We start from the raw sequence: 23,188 nt of genomic DNA, 5'->3' as shown, positions 1-23,188 counted from the left end.
CTGTCCTTCCTGTAAAACAAAAGCGAAAAACAAAAAGCGAAAAGCGGAGCTTCACGGACACTAGCAGCTATGGCGAATCAGGCAAATATGCGCACGGTCGACATTGATCGTGTGAATCTTGCTGCCACGGCGTGGCCTGATCAGACGCCAGCGACGGGATGCGCTATACAATGTTTCGACCCCGAGCAAAGGAACCGCCATGATCCACGACACTTTCTGGCTGACCGCGAGTGACCGCAGTCGCCTCTTCGTCAACCAGTGGCTGCCCGCCGCGCCTTTAAAAGCGGTGATCCTGTTGGCCCACGGCATGGCGGAACACAGTGGCCGCTACGCGCGTCTCGCGGAAAAACTCTGTGATCAGGCCTACGGTGTGTACGCGCTGGACCTGCGTGGACATGGCAAAACTGCCGAAAACGGCACACTCGGCCATTTCGCCGACGATGACGGTTGGTGCAAGGTGGTCGGCGACCTGGCGAGCCTCAACCAGCACATCGGCCAACAGCATTCCGGCATACCCATCGTGCTGCTAGGTCATAGCATGGGCAGCTATATCGCCCAGGCCTATCTGCTGCACCACAGCGCCAGCCTGCATGGGGCCGTTCTCAGCGGGTCGAACTTCCAACCGGTGGCGCTCTATCGCGCGGCGCGGCAGATTGCGCGGTTAGAACGCTTGCGCCAGGGCCCGAAGGGTCGCAGCGCGCTGATCGAATGGCTGTCGTTCGGTTCGTTCAACAAGAAATTCAAACCGGTACGCACCCAGTTCGACTGGCTCAGCCGCGACCCGGCGGAGGTCGACCTGTACGCCAACGACCCGCTCTGCGGCTTTCGCTGCACCAATCAACTGTGGATCGATTTACTCGGTGGGTTGCAGCAAATCAGCAAAGCGTCCAATCTCGCTCAGATTGATCCGGGCCTGCCGTTGCTGGTCATTGGCGGTGAATGTGATCCGGTGAGCGAAGGCAAACGTCTGAAAGATCTGGCCCAAGCGCTGCGCGCGGCCGGCAGCCAGAGCCTGCAACTGACTATTTACCCGCAGGCACGGCATGAACTGTTCAACGAGAGCAACCGCGATGAAGTGATCAATGACGTGTTGAGCTGGATCGCCCAGGCGCTGAGCCACCGTCGGCCACCCAGATCGGAATAGTTTTTTTGAATTTATTTATTCGTGACAGGAATTGAAACAGATGACCCAGGTTACCAACACCCCTTACGAAGCCCTTGAAGTCGGCCAGACCGCCAGCTACAGCAAGACGGTCGAAGAGCGCGACATTCAGTTGTTCGCCGCGATGTCCGGCGATCACAACCCGGTGCACCTGGACGCTGAATTCGCCGCTGGCACCATGTTCAAGGAGCGCATCGCTCACGGCATGTTCAGCGGTGCGCTGATCAGCGCTGCCGTTGCCTGCGAGTTGCCTGGGCCGGGGACTATTTATATCGGTCAGCAGATGAGCTTTCAGAAACCGGTGAAGATTGGCGACACCTTGACCGTGCGTCTGGAGATTCTCGAAAAGCTGCCGAAGTTTCGTGTGCGGATTGCCACTCGCGTGTTTAACCAGCGTGATGAGTTGGTGGTGGATGGCGAGGCGGAGATTCTGGCGCCGCGTAAGCAGCAGACGGTGACGTTGCCTAAGCTGCCGGCAATCAGCATCGGCTGATTCGGGGAGGGGTGTCAGCTGAATCCACCCCTCACCCTAACCCTCCCGAAACGTCGGACCGCCCCAAGGGGTAGAGGGGACCTACCGAGGTGTACTTTCGGGTTACATCGACCTGAGAGTTCGAGTCGAACTCAGGCTCTGAAAAGCCCCCGATCGGCCCCCTTTCCCCCTCTCCCCACTGGGGAGAGGGCTGGGGTGAGGGGTGGTTCTTAAATCAGGCATCGATCTAAAACTCACCGCGACCGCTCACCCTCCCCAACCTGCACACTTGCCGTCATCCCCGAACTCAAACTCATCCCCTCCGGCAACTGATCAATCTTGATCCGTACCGGAATCCGCTGCGCCAACCTCACCCAGTTAAACGTCGGCTCCACCTCCGCCAGCAACTGCCCATCCGGCGTGGTATTGCGATCGGTAATCCCACGGCTGATGCTTTCCACATGCCCCTGCAATGCCTCCCCCGCGCTCATCAACCAGACCTTCACCGGATCGCCGACGCGAATCCGCGGCAGCTTGGTTTCTTCGAAATACGCCTGCACATAAAAAGTCGAATCGTCGATCAACGCCATTACCGATTGCCCGGCATTCACGTAGTTGCCTTCGGCCAGACGCAGGTTAGTGATGTGGCCGCTGCGGGGCGCATGGACCTGACTACGGGCGAGGTTGAGTTCGGCGACCTTCGCTTCCGCCTGAGCTTCGCGCAGTTCGCCACGGGCGATGCCGGCGTTGATTTGCGCGTTCTCACGCAGTTCGGCGCTGATTGCCTGTGGACCAAGGGCAGCGCGGCGGCTGGCTTCGCGGTCACGCAAATTGAGCTGTTGTTGACGGGTTTGCACCACCGCTTGCGCCTTTTCCAGCGCGGCTTCGAAACGATCGCGGTCGATGCTCAGCAATAAGTCGCCGGCCTTTACCTGCTGGTTATCAAAAGCCTTGAGTTCACGCACCCAACCCGAGACGTCCGGCGCAATCACCACCACGTCAGCGCGGATCCGCGCGTCCCGAGTCCAGGGCGTGAGCATGTAGTACTGCCACAAATGGAAGCCGGCAAAAATCGCCACCGCTACCAGAATCAGGGTGACCGCGACACGTACGGGTGTACGCATTTTCAACTCCTTATAAAGGTCCGAGGACGACGGTGATCAAGGTCAATACACAGACGTACAAGGCGCAATCAAACAATGCTTCGTGCCAGATCCAGCGGCCCAACGGTGTCAGGCGCAAGAGCATGCGCAAGGCCCCGGTCACGAGCAGCGCCAGCAACACATAAATCAGAAACGGACTGAGCAGCACGCCACCCACCGACCACTCACGCAAGCCCATGGCTTTGCTCCTGTTGACGGCACCAGGCGCGCCAGCTGCTTTGCAATTGCAGCACCGCGCCTTGGGCCAGTTTCACCGCATCGCTGGGGGGCAACGCATACAAGGTCTTCAAGAACTCTTCGCTCGGCTGCGCCAACGCCTCGGCGCGACTGCCGGTCGGGCCTTGCTCGAGGATTTTTTCCAGCTGCTCGAGATAAAGCCGCTGAGGCGCACTGACCGGTGCCTGCGCCACCGCCAGACTCAAACGCAAATGCAGCAGTTCGTCGCCGATGTCCAGGCCGAGCAAGCCATCGTCCCAGCGACTGCGCGCCGGTTCCGGCAACTCGGGATAGTGCCGCGCCAATTGCAGCAAGCGGTCGGCCATGCGTCCGCCAAACCAGCTTTCGGCACCGCGCAGATTGCGCCGGGTCAGGCGCACCAGATCGTCGAGGGTTGCCGTCAGCAAACGTCGGCCATGCCACGTCGGGTCGCGCAGGATCAACAAATGGAACGCCAGCACCGCGGCACCGACCCCTACCAACATGGCCTGAGCGCTGTTGAAAAAGGTGGCGACGTCGAACTTCATCGTGTTGAGCGGCGATACCAACACAATGAAGTGCAGGCAAAATGAGGTGGCCGTGGCGCCGATCTGCGGTTTGGCCATGCCCAATGCACCGAGAAACAACGGCACGCCCATGCCCATGCAAAGCAACGCAAAACCACTCCATTGCGGCAGCAGAATCTGTCCGACGAAAAACGCCGCGGGAATCGCCAACAGGATCCCGCGCAGAAAACTCATGCCGATTTGCGCACCGTTCTCGCGGCTGGCGAACAGACTGCAAACCACACACGTCAACACCAACGCACCCGAAGCGGCAGGCCAGGCCGTCGCCAGCCAAAAGCACGAGACCACCAGAAAGGCCAGCGCGCTTCGGGTACCGAAAATCAGCGCCAATGACAGGTCGCGGTGCGGGGTCAGGGTTCTCGGTGGATCGACCGTTTCCTTGCCCTCCTCAACGGCTCTCAACGCCGCCGTCGCCGCCATGGCCGTATCGATCAGCAAGGTGAAACGGACCAGGCAATAACTTTGTGCAGAACTGATGTCCGGACCGTGGGAGGCGTCGAGCAACCGAGGCCGCAAGGCCTGGAGGGTGGCGGTATCGGAGCCGGCGAGCGCCTCTTGGACTTCGGTCATCCAGGGCAACAGTTGCTCGGCTTCCTGGGGTTCCAATTGCTTCCACTGACGGCGCACCGAACGGGCGATGCGCAGCAACATCAACAGCTTTTGGCTCAAGCCGCTGATCGCCCGCGCCCGTTGCCGACCCAGGCCACCTTCAAACCAGGCATGCTCGCGCTGGGCATCGACGGCGACGATTCTCCCGAGGATTTCCAGCAAGCCTTTACGCGCCTGACCATCCCCGGCCAGGGTCGCATGCGCGGCGTTCATCCCGCTTTGCCAGGCTGCCCGCGCCTGATCCGCCAATTGCCGTTCGACCCGCATCGGCCAGAGCAGCGCACTGGCGGCGGTGGCGCAAAGAATGCCCAGGCAGATTTCGGTGCAGCGAGCCACGGCTTGATCGAACACCGTCAGCGGATGAGTAATGGCCGGCAGCGCGATGATCGCCACCGTGTAACCGGCCAACACGAATGAATAGGACCAGGCGCTGCGCAGCAATGTCGAACTCGCCGTACACAGACCCAGCCATAACGCCAAGGCCAACAAAAACAGCCAAGGCGTCTGGGCAAACAACCCCATGAACACCACTGACATGATCGTCCCGACCAGAGTACCCAGCAACCGCGCCAGGCCCTTCTGCACCACCATCCCGGACAAGGGCTGGGCGACGATGAACGCCGTCATCAACGCCCAGGCCGGCTGCTCCAGGCCCCAGCGCAATGCCAGCCACAGCGCCAGGCCGCCGCCGATCAACGTTTTGATCGCGAACTGTAAGGCGCGGCGGTCAGGCGCAAACAAAGCCTGCAAGGTGATGGGCACGTAAAGAACTCTTGGAAAAGGCGATTTAACGATAGTCGGGTTCGATTCAGTCACTTGAAAAACAAATTATTAGCTAGCTAACTATAAGCCGTCCAGTGCTAATTCCCAGACACAAAAAAACGCCAGACTGGCTGGCGTTTTTGACAGACAACGAACGCTTACGAGCGTGCGCGAGCCTGGTTACGCAGGGCTTTTACCTGATCGTGATTGCGTTGCACGCCGTGGTACTGACGCTCAACCAGGTCACGAATGCCCACCAGGTTGTATTTGTTGATTTTTTCGATGGCTTCTTTGTAAGCCTTCAGTGCATGGTCTTCACCCCGTTCGGCTTCGTTCAGCACGGCCTCTTCATCCTTGCCGGTGAACATCGCTTTCACGTCGACCCAACGACGGTGCAAGTCACCGCTGACGCTGGTGGAGGTTTCTGGATCGCCGCCCTGCGCACGCACCTGCGCTTGCAGTTCGGAAGCCGCAGTGGCGCAGTCGGCGGAACGCTGCATGAACAGCGATTTCAGTTCTGGATGTTTGATGTCTTCAGCGCAAGTCTTGAACCCTTCCTGACCGTCTTTACTGGTTTCAATCAGGTCGTTGAGTACAGAGATGGCTTCTTTATTCATGTCGGTCATTTTCAATTCCTCACGGGTTGATGAAAGATGCAATAGCTACTGCACCCTGCATGCCAGCTTTGAATTGACAACTTATCCTTTATATTTCAATCACTTATCGTTTAACGAGAAATCTGTATCCGCTTTTTTTGCATGATCTGTCATTTGGCCTGCATGCAGAATGCCTGTATTTTCCAGACTGTTTGAATCAAGACGACTGATTGATGAACCCTGAAAAGCTCGAACTGTTGATTACCCGTGAAATGCCCTTCGGCAAATACAAGGGCCGGATCATTGCCGACCTCCCCGGCCAATACCTGAACTGGTTCGCTCGGGAAGGTTTCCCCCATGGCGAACTCGGCGGCTTGCTGGCCTTGATGCAGGAAATCGATCACAACGGCCTGTCGGAGCTGCTCGAACCGCTACGCGCCAAACATGGCAAACCTGCCCCCCGCCATTGATCCTGACCGAGTAGCCCATGCCCGATAACACCCGCCGCGCCCGTGATGAAGCCTTCTGGCGAACCTTTGCCGACCGATACGCGGTTGAACCCGGCCCGGTCAACCTCGAAAACGGGTACTTCGGGCGCATGTCGCGCACGGTGGTCGAGGAGTATCAGCGCAACATCGAACTCATCAACCGCAGCAACTCGGTGCATGTGCGCCAACGCTTCGAACAGGGCGAAAGCCTGGAGATTCGCAAACAGCTCGCCGAGCTGATGGGCGTACCCGCCGACACCGTCGCCCTCACCCGCAACGCATCGGACGGTTTGCAATCGATGATCCGCAACTACAACCGTCTGACGCCGGGCGATCAGGTGCTGATCTGCGATCTGGAATACGACACAGTCAAAGGGGCCATGCGCTGGCTGGCACGTCATCGCGGGGTCGAGGTGATCGAGATCGAACACCCGCATCCCGCCAGTTTCGACAGTTTGCTGGCCACTTACCGCGAAGCCTTCGTGCGTTATCCGCGACTCAAACTGATGGCCCTGACCCACGTCACCCATCGCACCGGTCTGGTGATGCCGGTGCAGGCCATTGCCGCATCCGCCAGGGAACATGGCATCGAAGTGATCCTCGACGGCGCCCATGCGCTCGGCCAGCTCGAGTTCAATCTCGATGCACTGGGCATCGCCTTTGCTGGCTACAACCTGCACAAATGGATCGGTGCGCCGCTGACCCTGGGTTTCATTTACATCGCCCCCGAACGCCTGGTCGACATCGACCCGGACATGGGCGAGATGCATTTCCCGGTTACCGACATTCGCGCCCGCATGCCGTACAGCACGCCCAACATCCCGGCGCTGCTGACCCTGCCACTGGTGTTCGAGGAACATCGGGCCATGGGCGGTTCCGCCGCCAAGGGCGCTCGGCTCAATTACCTGCGCAACCGCTGGGTGAGCGCGGTACGCGAGTTGCCGGGGATCGACGTCATGACCCCGGACGACCCGCGACTGTATTGCGGCATCACCTCGATGCGCTTTACCCGGCATGTCGATCAACAGGCGATGGTCGAGCGGCTGCTCAAGGACTACAACCTGTTTACCGTGGCGCGCAGTGGTGCCGCGAGTGGTCCGTGCATTCGCATAACGCCGGGGCTCACTTCCACGGCTGCAGACATGGATTTGCTGGCCCGGGCGCTGACCGAACTGCGCTGACGTCATACGGTGTACTTGTCGAAATCCTCGGGTTTGATCTGCGTCGACACCGCGAATGTGTCGATACCGATGGTCATGTGCCCGAAGTAGCCGTCTTCATTCGAGTCTCGACCCAGGGTGTGAATGTTCAAGGTCGAGGCTTCGCCGCCCATGTTTTCATAGAAAAAGTCTTGATCGTTGGTCAGCGGCGAAACGGCTCGACCGCGGTACTCCCTGGCGTTGAGCACCGAGCGCGAGGCCACCTCGGGAAAATAGAGCTGACCGACCCAGGCGACATGCCGCTCTTCCAGATAATTGTTGCCTTCCATAATGCGTACCACGACGTGAATGTGCAGGGCACGGCCGGCGTAGAACCCCGGATAGATCGTGGTAAACCGCACGATGCCGTTCTTGTCCGTGAACTGCCCGCCACGCAGGTAGGTGTCGTCGTCGGTACGCGGGATCGAGCCTATGTCGCCAACGTCGACTGCCTTGTCCGGATTGACCTTGCTCCAGCCCGAATACGCCCCGCGTGCGTTGCAATGCCAGATATCCACCAGGGCGTCTGTCACCGGCTGCCCCGTCATGGCATCGACAATCGCCAGCCTCAGCACCAAGGGGATGCCATCCATCCCTTCGCTGATGTTTCGTCTGATCAATTTCGGATTTCGGAAATAAGGACCGGCGATCTGTTCGGGTGAAAGCAGGTAAACCGTTGGTGAGGATGAAACCGGGTTGTTGTCGTCCATGACGTTCTCTCTTCCATAAGATGAACGCAGGTTAACGCTGGCCGAGCAGCGAGACGCGGTAACTATGTATCGCATGATGTCGATCCGCAGCTGCCGAGCTTGCGAGGTTGCGTTCGGCTGCGTAGTAGTCGTAAAACCAGAGATTGCGGTACGTCAGGCAGACCGCGTAAGCCGGATTCACGACTGCTTCGCAGCCGAACGCAGCCTCGCAAGCTCGGCAGCTGCTACAAAGAGCGAGTCGACAGCCAAAAGGGTTTTCATCGGGCAAAAAAAAACGGTGCACCGACCAAGCGCACCGTAAAGCCGTAGAACACACAACGAAGTGTTTGGTAAAGCCGATCAGTCCAGCAGCGCCAGTGCCTCGGCGGTGCATTCCTGAATGCGGGCCCAGTCGCCGTTCTTGATCCACTCCGGATCAAGCATCCAGCTACCGCCCACGCACATCACGTTTTTCAACGCCATGTAGCTCTTGATGTTGGCCGGGCTGACGCCGCCAGTCGGGCAGAATTTCACTTCGCCGAACGGGCCGCCCAGGGCCTTGATGGCCGCGACACCGCCGCTGACTTCCGCCGGGAACAGCTTGAAGCGGCGATAACCCAGGCTATAGCCTTCCATGATGCCGGAGGCGTTGCTGATGCCTGGCAACAGCGGAATCGGGCTGTTGACGCTGGCTTCAAGCAGGTCACGGGTGATGCCCGGCGTGACGATGAACTGTGAACCGGCCGCTTCGGCAGCCGCCAGCATGTTGCGATCCAGCACAGTGCCGGCACCGGTCACCAGTTCCGGGCGTTGCTCGCGCAGAATCTGGATAGCCTTGAGGCCGAACTGTGAACGCAGGGTCACTTCCAGGGCTGTCAGGCCACCGGCCGCGAGGGCGTCGGCCAGCGGCAGAATGTCCTGTTCGCGAGCGATGGTGATCACCGGCAGGATCCGCGCCTTGGCGCAGAGGCTGTCGATCAGGGCAACTTTGTCCGCCATGGAAACGGTCGGGGATGGGGTTGTCATAGCGGCTGTTCCTTGGCTCATGGGCACCAGTAAATCTCTAACGTAGGTTGCAGAAACGCGCGAATCGGCATGGCGGCGACATCGTCACCGGCCAATGCGGCACTCAAGGTGGTCAGCTTGGACTGACCGGAAATCGATAGAACGGTGGTCTTGGCCGAGGCCAGAAGCGCGCGGCTCATGGTCAGGCGCTGGTGTGGCACGGTCGGCGCCAGCATCGGCCAGCAGCGACGGCTGCCGTCGACTTTCAAGGCATCGACCAGGTTCGGGCTGTTGGGGAACAGCGAGGCGGTGTGACCGTCGTCGCCCATGCCGAGTATCAGCACGTCGATCGGCGGCAATTCCGCGAGCAAGCGATCGGCCTGCTCGGCCGCCAGCTCAAGGTTCGCGGTGGCGCTGTACAGACTCAGGAACTGAGCCTTGGCCGCCGGACCTTGCAACAGGTAACGCTTGAGCAGACCGGCATTGCTGTCGGTGTGTTCAACCGGTACCCAGCGCTCGTCGGCCAGGGTGACGACAACCTTGGACCAGTCCAGCGTCTGCTTGGCCAGGTGCTGGAAAAACGCCACCGGGCTGCGTCCACCGGAAACCACCAAGGTCGCGGTGCCGCGCGCGTCGATCGCGTCACTCAGTTGCTTGGCCACATTCAGCGCCAGGCCTTCGGCCAGCAGCACCGGGCTTTTGAACTCATGGGCGCTGACGCCCTGAGGCAGTTTCAATTCAGATATCGCCATACCACGACCTCCCATCCCGCGTGATCAGAGCAATGGAGCTCATCGGTCCCCAGGACCCGGCCGCGTACGGCTTGGGCGCATCACCGGATTTTTTCCACCCGGCGATCAACTGGTCACACCACTTCCACGCGGCTTCGATTTCATCTTTACGGACAAACAGATTCTGATTGCCGCGCATTACTTCCAGCAATAACCGCTCGTAGGCATCGGGAATCCGTGCGCTGCGATAAGTGTCGGAAAAATTCAGCTGCAACGGACCGCTGCGCAGCTGCATGCCCTTGTCCAGGCCTTGTTCTTTGGTCATCACGCGCAAGGAAATGCCTTCGTCCGGTTGCAGGCGGATAATCAGCTTGTTGCTGATCTGCAGGCGTTGCTCGGGAGCGAAGATGTAGTGGGACGGTTCCTTGAAGTGGATGACGATCTGCGACAGCTTTTGCGGCATGCGCTTGCCGGTACGCAGGTAAAACGGCACACCGGCCCAACGCCAGTTGCGGATATCGGCACGCAGCGCAACGAAGGTTTCGGTGTCGCTCTGGGTGTTGGAATTCGGCTCTTCCAGGTAACCGGGGACCGATTTTCCTTCGCTGTAACCCGCGATGTACTGACCGCGCACCACCTGAGTGGTCAGGCCTTCCGGGCTGATCGGCGCCAGCGCCTTGAGCACTTTGACTTTCTCGTCACGGATGCTGTCGGCGGACAGGTCGGCCGGCGGGTCCATGGCGATCAGGCAGAGCAGTTGCAGGAGGTGATTCTGGATCATGTCCCGCAGCTGGCCGGCCTTGTCGAAGTAACCCCAGCGACCTTCGATCCCGACCTTCTCGGCCACGGTGATTTCCACGTGGGAGATATAATTCTGGTTCCACTGGGTTTCGAACAGGCTGTTGGCGAAACGCAGGGCGATCAGGTTCTGGACGGTTTCTTTGCCCAGGTAGTGGTCGATGCGGTAGGTGCGGTTCTCCGGGAAGAACTGCGCCACGGCGTCGTTCACTTTGCGCGAGGATTCCAGGTCCGAACCGATGGGTTTTTCCAGCACCACGCGAGTGTTTTCGGTCAAACCGACTTTCGCCAGGTTCTCGCAGATCGCGCCGTAAACGGCGGCCGGTGTCGCGAAGTAGGCAATCACCCGCTGGGCGCTGCCGGCCATTTCGGCCAGGGCGACGTAATCGTCAGCCTTGAGGAAGTCGACGTGCAGGTAACTCAGGCGGGCCAGAAAGCGTTCGACCACGGCTTCGTCCAGCTCTTTGGCGACGACGTAGCGGCGCAGCTCGGAGGCGATGAACGCCAAATGCTGCTGCTCGCTGCCAGGCTCACGGGCCAGCGCGATAATTCGCGTGTCCTCGTGCAAGAGGCCTGCGCCATCGAGCTGATAAAGGGCAGGAAATAGCTTGCGCAGGGCCAGATCGCCAAGGGCGCCAAACAAGGCAAAGGTGCACGGTTCAACCGTAATCGAAGGCATGATGTTTGTTCTTTTATCAAGTTAAGCTACAAATACCTTTTTTCAAGGCATCACTCAAGGGAAAATGTAGTAATAACCACAACATTTTCGCGAAATACAGATTCCGAGTGGTGGACGGTCGGAGCCATCAGTAGGATAGGCCACCGCTTGGGGCCACATCAAAGGCCCAATTTGCATAGCAACACGCTTGTTTGCATCGCAGAGCACTCTTGTAGGCGAACCAAGGAAACCATATGGACCGCGTGCGAAATTTACTGGAACAGATCCAGAATCGCCTTGAAGACCTGAACAAGGCAGAACGCAAAGTCGCCGAAGTGATCCTGCTCAACCCACAGCAGGCCACCCGGTTCAGCATCGCCGCCCTCGCCCAGGCCTCAAAGGTCAGCGAGCCGACGGTCAACCGTTTCTGCCGTTCGTTTGGCGTCAGCGGCTACCCGGAACTCAAGCTTCAATTGGCCCAGAGCCTGGCCAGTGGCGCGGCGTATGTCAGCCGTGCGGTCGAGGCCGACGACAATCCGGAAGCGTATACCAAAAAGATTTTCGGCAGCGCCATCGCCTCTTTGGACAGTGCGTTGCAGGCGCTTGACCCGAACCTGATCAGCCGTGCCGTCGACCTGTTGATCCAGGCCCGGCAGATCCACTTCTTCGGCCTCGGCGCCTCGGCCCCGGTGGCACTGGATGCGCAGCACAAGTTCTTCCGCTTCAACCTGGCAGTCACCGCACATGCCGACGTGCTGATGCAGCGCATGATTGCGTCGGTGGCGCACACCGGCGAGTTGTTCGTGATCATTTCCTACACCGGCCGCACCCGCGAACTGGTGGAAGTGGCGCGTATTGCCCGGGAAAATGGCGCTTCGGTACTGGGCCTGACGGCCGAGGGCTCGCCACTGGCCAAGGCCAGCACCTTGAGCCTGAACATTCCGCTGCCGGAAGACACCGACATCTATATGCCGATGACGTCGCGGATCATTCAGCTGACCGTGCTGGACGTGCTCGCCACCGGCATGACCTTGCGCCGAGGCGTGGATTTCCAGCCGCATTTGCGCAAGATCAAGGAAAGCTTGAATGCGAGTCGGTATCCGATTGGGGATGAATTTAACTAGTACCTTTAGAACCACCCCTCACCCCAGCCCTCTCCCCAGAGGGGAGAGGGGGAAAGGGAGCAGATCTTCATGCTCTTCAAAACCTGAGTTCAACTCAGAGTTTCAGGTCGACGTAGATTGAACAATCAACGCGGTCAGTCCCCTCTCCCTCCGGGAGAGGGCTAGGGTGAGGGAGCAATCTCCCTGACACACCTAGGCCCCAACCCTTGCCTGCAAACTCAAATGCGCCCTCTCCCCCGGCGCCAGGCTCAGGCTATCGGTCCCGCCACTCGCGGCTTCAACACACACAAACTCCGAAATCTCATTCCAGCTCACCCCCAGCAACGGCCGCGTGCCCGGATGCCAAACCACCGTGTCCGCATCGTCACCGGTATCGATGCACAATTCACGCTGCCAGGCGTGGTCCTTGATCTGTAATTCGCCGTCATGCTGGAACACCCGCTGACAGCCACCCTCCACCCGCAACTCGCCTTCCTGATGACAAATCTGACGGTTCAACTGATCGTAACCCTGCGCCCCGTCGAGGCCAGACAGCGCTACCTCACCGACGTCACCAATACGCCAATACGCATGCAACGCCTGACTCAATTGGCACGGCAGGCTGTCCTGATGCTCGGTACTCAGGCGTAAATCCATGCGCTCGCCCAAGTGCGCGTGCAGGTCCACTTGCCAGTCGCACAACTGAAGTTGCCAGTGCAAACGCACGCCATCGTCATCAGTGCTGCTGTCCAGAAGCTTCCAGTCGATCAGCCGTGCCCAACCATGGGACGGCCAGGCGTTTTCGCTCGGATGACGGCCATACCACGGCCAGCACACCGGAACGCCACCACGTATCGCACCGACCTGCGGCCACTTCGCAGCGCACCAGAGCCAGGGTTTCTGACCCTTTGGCTGGAAGTGCAGCAACTGCGCACCCTGCCGACTGAACACCGCCTGACACAGCGGATGGTCGATCACCAGCACGTCGCGCTTCTGATAGCGCTCCCACGCAAACACCGGACGTTCGCGTAAGGATTTGAAGAAGCGTTGTAGCGGATGCTCATGCATGTGCCACGGCCCTGAAAATCAACTGTCACCCGGGGTGCGCCGCCCCCCAAAAAAAAGCGGACAGCCAAGGCTGTCCGCAAAAATGCGCACATAGAGAGGAGCTTATCGCAACAGCGTTAGAACACCGACTGAATTTTCAGGCCAGCCACCAGAGCGTTGTCGACTTCATCCACACCGCCCGGGTGAGTGATGTATTGCAGGTTAGGACGCACGGTCAGCCAGTTGGTAACGTGGAAGCCGTAGTTGATCTCGTAGTTGTACTCGGTGGTACGCAGCGGCGAGAACAGTGGATCCTCGTACTCGGTAACACCATTGGAGGCGTTGACCAACTCGGCGTTTTTCTTCACGTCATCGTTGACATGGATACGGGCAAAACCGATACCCATGTCATCCTTTGGACGTGCATCGAACGGGCCCTTGTACACAAACATCAGCGACTGGTAGTTGTCGACGAAGTTGGTGTCCTTGTCGTGGAAAGTGGCGTTGGCTGCAACGTTCAGACCGCGGCTCTTGTCACCGTTATGGTCGGTCAGCTGTTGCTGCGCCACGAACCAGTAACCGTGTTTGCTATCGTGGCTGCGATAGGCGTTACCGCTGGTGGCTGCATCATTGCCGTCGGCATCCTTACGGACGTCATCGGCATTGGCCGTGCTTTTGTAGTAACCGACACGGTATTCGCCCGGCAGGTTGCCAGGGTTAGGCAACCAGACCAGTTCGACCGGCAGGACGGTGCCGTTGGTGCCACTGCCGCTGAGCTTGAAGCCGTTACCGTGCTCCAGTTGCGACGTGTTCTGGTTGTACGCGCCGATCTGCGCATAGAACTCAGGCGAGATGTTGTACTTCACGCGGACCGCAGCCTGCATGACCGGCCAGTTGTACCAGATGTTGGTGGCCCAGTTACCCGCTTGGGAACCGCAGAATGCCAGGTTCTGGAACTCGCAAGGGAAGGTGTTGAAGTCCTCGCCTTCGCCGAAGTAACCGGCTTTGACGTCCAGTTTACCGTCGAGGAACTGGTGCTTGATCCACAATTGGGTCAGACGGACCATATGGCCACGGCCGTAGACTTCCTGTGACGAACTCAAGGTGCCGGCACGCGGGTCGCCGACACGGTCATTGGAGATGTTCTGACCGTTACGGTTGGTGAACTGGATCTTGGCCTGGGTGTTATCCCAGCCCCACAGCTTTTGCAGGTCCAGCGCCACGCCCAGGCCAAACTGGTCGGCGTAACGCGCGGTCTTGTCATCATTAAACCCGCCGTGGAGGTTGCCGCCCACTTCACCGACGTAGTCCATCTTGATGTCGATACCCTGCTCGATCAGCTTGGTCCGCTCGCCACCCCAATCACCGGTCATCCACTCGGAATCGGCGCTGAACGCGTCAGCCGCGTGCACACTACCGGCCAGCATCATTGCCGCAATTGCCGACAACTGGCAGATAAGCTGAGCGTTGTTGTTCTTCTTCATCCCTACATCCTCGTTTTATTGTTATTAACTGTTTTTATCTAACGCGGTGACATCCCCTGTGGGAGCGAGCTTAGTGGCGAGGGGATTTATCCCCGTTGGACTGCGCAGCAGTCCCCTTTTTTAGGGCCGCTTCGCGACCCAACGGGGATAAATCCCCTCGCCACAAAGCTCGCTCCCACATTTTTGATCTTCAGCGACCTTTGAATTGAGCCACATTGGCGCTGTGCGTCTCGGCTTTTGGTTGACCGGCCACCCCCAGGCGCTCACCGGTCTTGGCATCGAACAGCAGCACTTTCGATGGGTCGAATTGCAGGGTCAGGGTCTCGCCCACCGCGGGCGCGACATCCGGCGCCAGACGGCAGCAGACTTTGGTTTCGTTGAGATTGACGAACACCAGGGTGTCGGGACCGGTCGGCTCGGTGACCTGGACTTCGGCACGAATGATCGGCAAACCATTCGGCTCGCTGCCCGCCAAAACAATCTGCTCAGGACGCATGCCGAGGATCACTTCGCGGTCTTCAAGACCGGCGTCCTGCATGCCCAACGGCAATTCACAGCGCGCCTGACCGCTGTCGAGCAGCGCCACCAGGCGACCGTCCTTGCGCTGCAACCGCAGCGGGATGAAGTTCATCGGCGGCGAACCGATGAAGCTCGCCACGAACAGGTTGGCCGGGTTGTTGTAGATCTCTTTCGGCGTGCCGAATTGCTGAATGATCCCGTCCTTCATCACCGCCACTTTGTCGCCCAGGGTCATGGCTTCAATCTGGTCGTGGGTCACGTAGACCGTGGTGGTTTTCAGGCGCTGGTGCATCAGTTTCATTTCGGTGCGCATCTCGACGCGCAGCTTGGCGTCGAGGTTGGACAGCGGTTCGTCGAACAGGTAAATCTTCGGCCGCCGCGCCAAGGCACGGCCCATTGCCACACGCTGTTGCTGACCACCGGAGAGCTGACCGGGTTTGCGGCTGAGCAAGTGTTCGATCTGCAGCAGCTTGGCCACGCGAGCGACTTCTTCCTCGATTTCGGCCGCCGGCATTTTGCGAATCTTCAGGCCGAAGGCGATGTTGTCGCGCACGCTCATGGTCGGGTACAGCGCGTAGGACTGGAACACCATGGCGATGTCGCGATCTTTGGGGCTCATGCCGCTGATGTCGGCGTCGTCCACCAGGATTGCGCCGCCGCTGATGTTTTCCAGACCGGCGATGCAGTTCATCAGCGTGGATTTACCGCAGCCCGAGGGGCCGACCAGGATCAGGAACTCACCGTCATCGATCTTCAGTTCGATGTTTTTCAGGGTGTCCGGCAAACCGCTGCCGTAGGTCTTGTTGACGTTGCGTAATTCGAGAGTTGCCATGGTTCTACCCCTTGACCGCGCCGGACGTCAGCCCACGCAGGAAATACTTGCCAGCGAATATGTAGACCAGCAGTGTCGGCAGCCCGGCGATCATCGCGGCGGCCATATCAACGTTGTATTCCTTGGCCCCGGTGCTGGTGTTGACCAGGTTGTTCAGGGCCACGGTAATTGGCTGGGCATCGCCACTGGCGAAGACCACGCCGAACAGGAAGTCATTCCAGATTTGGGTGAACTGCCAGATCAGGCAGACCATCACGATCGGGATCGACATCGGCAGCAGGATCTTCCAGAAAATCGTGAAGAAGCCTGCGCCATCAAGCCGTGCAGCCTTGACCAGCGCATCCGGAATGCTCACGTAGTAGTTGCGGAAGAACAGTGTAGTGAACGCCAGGCCGTAGACGATGTGCACCAGCACCAAACCGGTGGTGGTGTTGGCCAGGCCGAGTTTGCCGACGGTAAACGAGGCTGGCAGCAGCACGGTCTGGAACGGCAGGAAGCAGCCAAACAGCAGCAGACCGAAGAACAGTTGCGAACCCCGGAAGCGCCACATCGACAGCACGTAACCGTTCATGGCACCGATGAAGGTAGAGATCAGAACCGCCGGCACGGTAATTTTCACCGAGTTCCAGAAGTAGCCACCCACAACGTCCCAGGCTTTGATCCAGCCGATGCCGTCAATCACTTGCGGCCAGCTCAGCAGGTTGCCGGTGCGGATGTCTTCCGGGGATTTGAAACTGGTCAACAGCATCACCACCAGCGGGATCAAATAGATCGCGGCGGCCAGCAACAAGGTTGCGTAGATCGCGATGCGACTGAAGCTGACCGCCGGTTTTCCGAGTTGATTACTCATGGCGTTTGCCTCGCAATTCGGAGTATAGGTACGGCACCAGAATCGCCAGGATCGCGCCGAGCATCATCATGGCGCTCGCCGAACCAATGCCCATCTGGCCACGGCTGAAGGTGAAGGAATACATGAACATCGCGGGCAGGTCGGACGAGTAGCCAGGGCCGCCAGCCGTCATTGCCGCCACCAGGTCGAAGCTCTTGATCGCGATGTGCGCGAGAATCATGAAGGCGCTGAAGAACACCGGGCGCAGGCTCGGCAACACGATCTTCAGGTAGATGGTCGGCAGGCTCGCACCGTCGACTTGCGCGGCACGGATGATCGATTGATCGACACCACGCAGACCGGCCAGGAACATCGCCATCACAAACCCGGAGGCTTGCCACACGGCGGCGATCACCAGGCAATACACCACGCGATCCTGATCCACCAGCCAGTCGAGACGGAAGCCTTCCCAGCCCCAGTCACGCAGCATTTTGTCCAGGCCCAGGCCTGGGTTGAGCAGCCATTTCCACGCCGTACCGGTCACGATCATCGAGAGCGCCATCGGGTACAGGTAAACGGTGCGGATGAAGCCTTCCTTGCGAATGCGCTGATCCAGCAGCACCGCCAGGAACACCCCCAGCACCAGGCTGATGCCGATGAACATGCCGCCGAAGACCGCGAGGTTTTTGCTCGCGACCCACCAGCGATCGTTGTCCATCAGACGGATGTATTGCTGCAGGCCGACCCACTTGTAGCTCGGCATGAAGCTGGAATTGGTGAAGGACAGAACGAATGTCCAGATGATGTAACCGTAAAAACCAACCAGGACGATCAGCATGCTTGGCGCCAAAACCAGTTTGGGGAGCCAGCGCTGCAGTGCGTCGAACGGTGAGGCTTTGCTGAAAACCGCCACAGAGCTCATCGGGATAATCCAGGTGAAGAGGAATTGATATCGGCACGGATCCCTTGTGGGAGCGAGCCTGCTCGCGAAGGCGATTTCTCAGCCGACATCATTTCTGAATGTCAGACCGCTTTCGCGAGCAGGCTCGCTCCCACAGGGATTACCGAGTGCCGGAGATTACTGGGCGGCTTTGACGGCCGATGCCAGTTGGGCGCTGGCCTTGGCCGGGTCAGCATCCTTGTCGTTCATGAAGTTGGTCACCACGTCGAAGATCGCACCCTGCACGGCCAGGGAAGTGGCCATGTTGTGCGCCATGCTCGGTTGCAGGCCACCCGTCTTCTCGTCAGCCAGGAAGTCCTTGGCCGCCGCTTGAGCGCAGGAATCGAAGCCCAGACCGCTCATGTCGTTAAGCATGTCGGTACGCACAGGGATCGAGCCTTTGTTGATGCTGAAGACTTTCTGGAAGTCTTTACCCAGAGCGACCTTGGCCAGGTCTTGCTGAGCGGCGATGTCGCCTTTGCGATCCGCTTTGAGCTTGAACACGGCCAGGGAATCGATGTTGTAGGTGAAGGCTTTTTCGGTGCCCGGGAATGGCACGCACTGGTAGTCCTTGCCCGCTACTTTCTTGGCAGCGGTCCATTCGCTCTTGGCCCAGTCGCCCATCATCTGCATACCGGCCTTGCCGTTGATGACGTCGGCAGCCGCGATGTTCCAGTCACGACCGGCGCGGTTCGGGTCCATGTAGCCCGTGAGTTTTTTAAGCTCGGTGAACGACTTGGCCATCTCAGGCCCGGAAAGGGTTTTCTGATCCAGGTCTACCAGCGCTTTCTTGTAACCGTCGGCGCCCATGACCGAGAGCACCACGTCTTCAAACACGGTGCTGTCCTGCCAAGGCTGTCCACCGTGGGCAAGCGCGATGAAGCCTGCGGCTTTGAGCTTGTCGCCGGCGGCATAGAATTCTTCGAGGGTAGTAGGGGCTTTTTCGATCCCGGCTTTCTTGAAGACTTCCGGGTTGATCCACAGCCAGTTGACGCGGTGAATGTTCACCGGCACGGCGACGTAGTCACCTTCGTACTTGACGGTGTCGGAGACTTTCTTCGACAGCAGGCCATCCCAGCCTTCGGACTTGGAAACCTCTTTCAGGGTATCGGTGCTGAGCAGGCCAGTGCTGCCCCACTCCTGGATGTCCGGACCTTTGATCTGTGCAACGCCCGGCGGGTTACCGGCGACGGCGCGGCTTTTAAGTACGGTCATGGCAGTGGAACCGCCGCCACCGGCGACTGCGCCGTCCTTCCAGGTGAAGCCGTCTTTTTCGACTTGGGCCTTCAGAACATCGACCGCTGCCTTTTCACCACCAGAGGTCCACCAGTGAACGACTTCCACCGAACCTTTGGAATCGGCGGCAAGCGTACTCAGCGGGAATGCAGACAGAGGAAGCAGTGAGGCGAGAGAAATGACAGTAGCGAGGCGAGAAATCGCATTCATCTAGTAGTACCTTTCTTGTTGTTATGCATGCAAGTCTGGTGCTTGCGCTGCATAGGATTTTAAACAGGAGTTGTCCCTTCGCAGGTAACGAAGGGACGCTCGAATGTCACCGCATGGTTACACAGGAGCGCTCTGGGATAACTGTGCCAAGGCAGTCGCCATACTCGGCGCCAGAGGCAGACGCGGGATCAATACGGCTTGCCAGGCGTGGTAAAGGTCGGGTTTACCGGCCCAGATATCGGCGCTCGGGCGGTTCTGCGGATCGAGTTCGTGGTGCCAGCTGCCGCTTTCGCGGTCGATGAAATGGCTGTCGCAGAATTCCCAAAAAAGTCGGTACCAACTTTCGTATTGCGCATCGCCTGTGCGTTTAAGCAGCGCACTGGCGGCGGCGCTGGCCTCGCAATGGGTCCAGTGCAGGCGATGGCGAACCACGGCGCGATTGTCCCAGTCTAGGGTGTAGACAATCCCCGGCGCCCCGTCGATGTCCCAGCCGTGATGGCAATTGTAGTCGAAGAGTTTTTGCGCGTCGGTGGCGAGCCAGCCCGGCGTGAGCATCCCGGCTTTAACCCGCGCCGCTTCGAGATGTAGCATCAGCCGGGCCCATTCGAAACCGTGACCCGGCGTGGTGCCGTAGGGGCGAAAACCATCGGCCGGGTTGTCGTGGTTGTATTCGCGCAAGGGTTGCCAGTCGCGGTCGAAATGCTCGACCACCAGGTAATCGTTGGCAGCGGCGTGATTGTGGATGACGCGCTCGACGATGCGCTGGGCGCGGAACAGCCAGCGGTTGTCGTCGGTGACATCGGCCAATGCAAGAAAGGCTTCGGTGGCGTGCATGTTGCTGTTGGCGCCGCGATAGCGTTCCTCTTCACTCCAGTCGCGGTTGAAGGATTCGCGCATCGCGCCCTCCTCCTCGCACCAGAAATGCGCGTCGATGATGTGGATGGCATCGTCGAGCAAGGCCTGCGCGCCGGGACGCTGAGCGACGACCGCAGAACTGGCGGCCAGCGCGACAAAGGCGTGCAGATAAGCCGCCTTGCCGGTGTTGCCATCGCGGTGTTCGGGGGCCGCGAACCAGCCACCGTGTTCGGCGTCACGCAATGGGCCGCTGAGTGCCTTGACACCGTGATCCACCAGCTCGGCGAAACCCGGCAGCCCCTGGATGTGCGCCATGGCGAAGCTATGGGTCATGCGCGCGGTGTTCATGGTTTCGGCTTGGGCGTTGGCCGGGAGGTGACCCTTTTCATCAAGATTGCCGAAACCTTCGGCGAGCTTCGAAGCCTTGGCAAACGCCAGCAGGCGCAGGCCTTCGGCGGCGAGCCAGTGCTGATGAGCGGGTGCGTTCAGCCAACTGCTGAAGGCGGGTTGGAAGGTGTCCATGGGGTGCCTTTTTTGTTGTTATGACTGGGGGGAGTCTAAACAACGGGCGGTGGCGGGCTTGTAACGAAGGGGGCAGGTTTTGTCACAGGGCTGTGACATTGGACTGGAGGAAAAAGTGTTGAATGGTCTGACGCCTTCGCGAGCAGGCTCGCTCCCACATTGGATTTGTGTACGACGCAGCCCCCTGTGGGAGCGAGCCTGCTCGCGAAGAACGATAACGCGGTATTCCTAGTCAACACTGCGGGGCAATTGCAACGTCACCCTCAACCCACCCTCACGCAAATTCTGCAGGCTGACCTCACCCCCATGGCTATGTGCAATATTTCGCGCAATCCCCAACCCTAACCCATACCCCTGCTGCTGCCCGGCCAGGCGGAAGTGCGGTTCGAACACCTGCTCCATCCGCTGTTCCGGCACGCCTGGCCCTTCATCGTCCACATGCAGGATGAACGCACTCTGGTCGTCATCAATGTGCAAATGCGCTTTCTGCCCATACTTCAAGGCATTGTCGATCAGGTTACCGATGCAACGCTTGAGCGCTAGCGGCTTCCCCGGATACGCCGCCAGCGCACGCCCTTGCTGGGTGACGCGACCATTGCCGTTGGGCGCCAGATACGGTTCCACCAGACAATCAAGCACGTGGTTGAGGTCCACCGGTTCGATGTTTTCGTGGATGTCGGTGTCTTTCACGCATTGCAGCGCACCTTTGACCAGCAGCTCCAGCTCATCCAGATCACGGCCGAACTTGGCTTGCAGCGTTTCGTCTTCGAGCAACTCAACCCGCAACCGCAAGCGGGTAATCGGCGTGCGCAGGTCATGAGAAATCGCACTAAACAACTGGCTGCGCTCGGTCAGGTAACGGCTGATGCGTTCGCGCATCGCATTGAAGGCGCGGCCGACCTCGACCACTTCACTGCCGCCCCCCTCCGCCACGGGCTCGACTTCCGCGCCGAGGGACATGTCGCGTGCTGCCCGCGCCAAACGCTTGAGCGGCCGGCTCTGCCAGTGCACCAGCAGACCAATGAACAACAGCAAAAAGCCGCTGGTGAGCACGATGAACCAGACTTGCTGCGCCGGCAGTCCTTGCTCTTCAAGACTGGTGTAGGGCTCGGGCAACAGTGAGGCGATGTACAGCCACTCGCCCGGCGCCATCTGGATTTGCGTGACCAATACCGGCGGGTTCACCGGTTCCAGGGTCAGCGCGTAATGCGCCCAGGAGCGCGGCAATTCATCGAGTTTCAGGCCGCCGTTGAAGATCCGCAGGTCTTCGGGGCTGACGAATGTCACCGAGATATCAATGTCCTGGCCCAACGACTGGCGCAGCACTTCGTCCACCGCTTTGAGCACGGCCTCTTTGCGCGGGGTGATCGGCAGCACTTCCATGCCCAAGGGCTTGTCGTTGAGCGTCACCACAAAACGGGTGCCACCCATGCTGCGCAACTGGTCGAGTACCAATGGCCGAAACGCTACCGGCAGAGAGCGGAAGTAACTGACGCTGGCCGTCATCGAATGAGCGAGGCTACGGGCGCTGGTGACCAGGCCTTCCAGTTGGGTTGCGCGCAGTTGCGAGACCCAGATCACGCTCGACAGCGTCTGGGCGAACAACACTGCCAACAGCGTCAGGAGCAACATCCGCCCGAGCAGCGAACGCGGCACGGGAATCCGTGCGGCGAGCTTGCGGAAAAACTCAGTGGCCATTGCTGGCAACCACATTGGCGGCCAGTTGGTAGCCGCTGCCGCGCACGGTACGGATCAGCCGCGGCGGTTTTTCGGTGTCGCGCAGGCGCTGGCGCAAACGGCTGACAGCCATGTCAACGATGCGATCCAGCGGCATCAAATCGCGGCCACGGGTGGCGTTGCCGATGGTGTCGCGGTCGAGAATTTCCTGAGGGTGATCGAGGAACAGTTTCAGCAGCGCGAAGTCAGCGCCGGAGAGAATCACTTCTTCGCCGTCGGTGTGGAACAGCCGATGGCTGACCATGTCCAGCCGCCAGTCATCGAAGGCCAGCACTTCACTGCCGGAACGCTCCTGCCCGAACTGCGCGCGACGCAACAAGGCTTTGATGCGCGCCTGCAATTCACGCGGGCTGAAGGGTTTGCCGAGGTAGTCGTCGGCGCCCAACTCCAGGCCGATGACACGGTCGGCCTCGTCGGAGCTGGCAGTGAGCATGATGATCGGCACCTGCGCCTGACGCGGGTGCTGACGGATCCAGCGACACAGACTGAAACCGTCTTCGTCCGGCAGCATGACGTCGAGGATCACCAGATCGCTCGGTGCGTCGTTCATCGCCTGACGAAAGCCTGCACCGTCGGGCGTGGTGCGAACCTGGAAACCGGCGCGGGTCAGGTAGGTGTCCAGCAACTCGCGTATCTCTTGATCGTCATCGACCAACAAAATCGACTTGTTGACTGAGCTCACAGGGGCGGCATCCTTGTTGTTTGAATTGGGCGGATTATGCCTGATCGTGCGTAAATCATTGGTGTCTGTGCGGGCCCA

General features: G+C 59.5%; 22 protein-coding genes. 5 read left to right on the top strand and 17 right to left on the bottom strand.

The window, feature by feature from the left end; genetic code table 11:
• Positions 1–199 precede the first annotated feature (199 nt).
• Entirely contained in the window at positions 200–1,144 is a 945-nt protein-coding gene (locus ACYZTW_RS07490) for a lysophospholipase (protein WP_462004351.1), read from the top strand.
• Positions 1,145–1,184: 40 nt separating this feature from the next.
• A complete protein-coding gene (locus tag ACYZTW_RS07485) occupies positions 1,185–1,655 on the top strand; it encodes a MaoC family dehydratase (protein WP_046049496.1) in 471 nt (156 codons plus the stop codon).
• 233 nt (positions 1,656–1,888) lie between these two features.
• Here ACYZTW_RS07485 and ACYZTW_RS07480 read toward each other — a convergent pair whose 3' ends face one another.
• The 4 genes from ACYZTW_RS07480 to ACYZTW_RS07465 form a co-directional block, all read right to left on the bottom strand.
• Positions 1,889–2,758, bottom strand: coding sequence for an efflux RND transporter periplasmic adaptor subunit (locus ACYZTW_RS07480; protein ID WP_462004350.1), 870 nt, complete (start codon positions 2,756–2,758; stop codon positions 1,889–1,891).
• Between the two features lie 10 nt (positions 2,759–2,768).
• Positions 2,769–2,975 (bottom strand): DUF1656 domain-containing protein, encoded by a 207-nt coding sequence (locus ACYZTW_RS07475; protein WP_462004349.1) that lies wholly within the window; start codon positions 2,973–2,975, stop codon positions 2,769–2,771.
• On the bottom strand, positions 2,962–4,950 hold the full coding sequence (locus ACYZTW_RS07470) for an FUSC family protein (protein ID WP_462004348.1): 1,989 nt from the start codon (positions 4,948–4,950) through the stop codon (positions 2,962–2,964). The genes ACYZTW_RS07475 and ACYZTW_RS07470 overlap by 14 nt, the downstream gene beginning before the upstream one ends.
• 158 nt (positions 4,951–5,108) lie before the next feature.
• Positions 5,109–5,576, bottom strand: a complete 468-nt coding sequence (locus ACYZTW_RS07465; RefSeq protein WP_462004347.1) for a ferritin-like domain-containing protein — start codon at positions 5,574–5,576, stop codon at positions 5,109–5,111.
• 203 nt (positions 5,577–5,779) lie between these two features.
• Between ACYZTW_RS07465 and ACYZTW_RS07460 the strand changes: the two genes are divergently transcribed.
• Positions 5,780–6,016: a DUF3820 family protein gene (locus ACYZTW_RS07460; protein WP_007949456.1), complete on the top strand. Its 237-nt coding sequence runs from the start codon at positions 5,780–5,782 to the stop codon at positions 6,014–6,016.
• A gap of 17 nt (positions 6,017–6,033) precedes the next feature.
• The gene (locus ACYZTW_RS07455; protein WP_462004346.1) at positions 6,034–7,215 is read left to right on the top strand and encodes an aminotransferase class V-fold PLP-dependent enzyme; all 1,182 of its coding nucleotides are present in this window, start codon (positions 6,034–6,036) and stop codon (positions 7,213–7,215) included.
• 2 nt (positions 7,216–7,217) lie between these two features.
• On the opposite strand, the gene ACYZTW_RS07450 is transcribed toward ACYZTW_RS07455, so the two are convergent.
• From ACYZTW_RS07450 to zwf, 4 genes are all read right to left on the bottom strand, one after another.
• Positions 7,218–7,943 (bottom strand): intradiol ring-cleavage dioxygenase, encoded by a 726-nt coding sequence (locus ACYZTW_RS07450; RefSeq protein WP_462004345.1) that lies wholly within the window; start codon positions 7,941–7,943, stop codon positions 7,218–7,220.
• Positions 7,944–8,282: 339 nt separating this feature from the next.
• The gene (locus tag ACYZTW_RS07445; protein ID WP_347804636.1) at positions 8,283–8,948 is read right to left on the bottom strand and encodes a bifunctional 4-hydroxy-2-oxoglutarate aldolase/2-dehydro-3-deoxy-phosphogluconate aldolase; all 666 of its coding nucleotides are present in this window, start codon (positions 8,946–8,948) and stop codon (positions 8,283–8,285) included.
• A gap of 17 nt (positions 8,949–8,965) precedes the next feature.
• Positions 8,966–9,679, bottom strand: a complete 714-nt coding sequence (gene pgl, locus ACYZTW_RS07440; protein ID WP_462004344.1) for a 6-phosphogluconolactonase — start codon at positions 9,677–9,679, stop codon at positions 8,966–8,968.
• Entirely contained in the window at positions 9,666–11,135 is a 1,470-nt protein-coding gene (zwf, locus tag ACYZTW_RS07435) for a glucose-6-phosphate dehydrogenase (protein WP_134417595.1), read from the bottom strand. The genes pgl and zwf overlap by 14 nt, the downstream gene beginning before the upstream one ends.
• A gap of 242 nt (positions 11,136–11,377) precedes the next feature.
• Here zwf and ACYZTW_RS07430 point away from each other — a divergent pair, with 242 nt between their 5' ends.
• On the top strand, positions 11,378–12,238 hold the full coding sequence (locus ACYZTW_RS07430) for a MurR/RpiR family transcriptional regulator (RefSeq protein ID WP_177318169.1): 861 nt from the start codon (positions 11,378–11,380) through the stop codon (positions 12,236–12,238).
• 192 nt (positions 12,239–12,430) lie between these two features.
• Here ACYZTW_RS07430 and ACYZTW_RS07425 read toward each other — a convergent pair whose 3' ends face one another.
• The 9 genes from ACYZTW_RS07425 to ACYZTW_RS07385 all read right to left on the bottom strand — a co-directional run bounded on the left by ACYZTW_RS07425 (position 12,431) and on the right by ACYZTW_RS07385 (position 23,110).
• Positions 12,431–13,285: a D-hexose-6-phosphate mutarotase gene (locus ACYZTW_RS07425; RefSeq protein ID WP_462004343.1), complete on the bottom strand. Its 855-nt coding sequence runs from the start codon at positions 13,283–13,285 to the stop codon at positions 12,431–12,433.
• 116 nt (positions 13,286–13,401) lie between these two features.
• The gene (locus ACYZTW_RS07420; protein ID WP_462004342.1) at positions 13,402–14,748 is read right to left on the bottom strand and encodes a carbohydrate porin; all 1,347 of its coding nucleotides are present in this window, start codon (positions 14,746–14,748) and stop codon (positions 13,402–13,404) included.
• A gap of 190 nt (positions 14,749–14,938) precedes the next feature.
• Entirely contained in the window at positions 14,939–16,099 is a 1,161-nt protein-coding gene (locus ACYZTW_RS07415; RefSeq protein WP_462004341.1) for an ABC transporter ATP-binding protein, read from the bottom strand.
• Between the two features lie 4 nt (positions 16,100–16,103).
• Positions 16,104–16,949 carry a carbohydrate ABC transporter permease gene (locus ACYZTW_RS07410; RefSeq protein ID WP_462004340.1) on the bottom strand — a complete coding sequence of 282 codons (846 nt, stop codon included), beginning with the start codon at positions 16,947–16,949 and terminating at the stop codon, positions 16,104–16,106.
• Entirely contained in the window at positions 16,942–17,850 is a 909-nt protein-coding gene (locus ACYZTW_RS07405) for a carbohydrate ABC transporter permease (protein ID WP_007902369.1), read from the bottom strand. The genes ACYZTW_RS07410 and ACYZTW_RS07405 overlap by 8 nt, the downstream gene beginning before the upstream one ends.
• A 156-nt stretch (positions 17,851–18,006) precedes the next feature.
• A complete protein-coding gene (locus tag ACYZTW_RS07400) occupies positions 18,007–19,314 on the bottom strand; it encodes an ABC transporter substrate-binding protein (protein ID WP_462004339.1) in 1,308 nt (435 codons plus the stop codon).
• 117 nt (positions 19,315–19,431) lie between these two features.
• Positions 19,432–20,691 (bottom strand): D-mannose isomerase, encoded by a 1,260-nt coding sequence (locus ACYZTW_RS07395; RefSeq protein WP_462004338.1) that lies wholly within the window; start codon positions 20,689–20,691, stop codon positions 19,432–19,434.
• 228 nt (positions 20,692–20,919) lie between these two features.
• Positions 20,920–22,389: an ATP-binding protein gene (locus ACYZTW_RS07390; protein ID WP_462004337.1), complete on the bottom strand. Its 1,470-nt coding sequence runs from the start codon at positions 22,387–22,389 to the stop codon at positions 20,920–20,922.
• The gene (locus ACYZTW_RS07385; protein ID WP_092278869.1) at positions 22,379–23,110 is read right to left on the bottom strand and encodes a response regulator; all 732 of its coding nucleotides are present in this window, start codon (positions 23,108–23,110) and stop codon (positions 22,379–22,381) included. Before ACYZTW_RS07385 ends, ACYZTW_RS07390 begins: the two co-directional genes overlap by 11 nt.
• Between the last annotated feature and the right edge of the window lie 78 nt (positions 23,111–23,188).

This window comes from Pseudomonas sp. LB3P25, from assembly GCF_054897985.1.
This window is presented reverse-complemented; position numbering and strand designations above follow the sequence as displayed.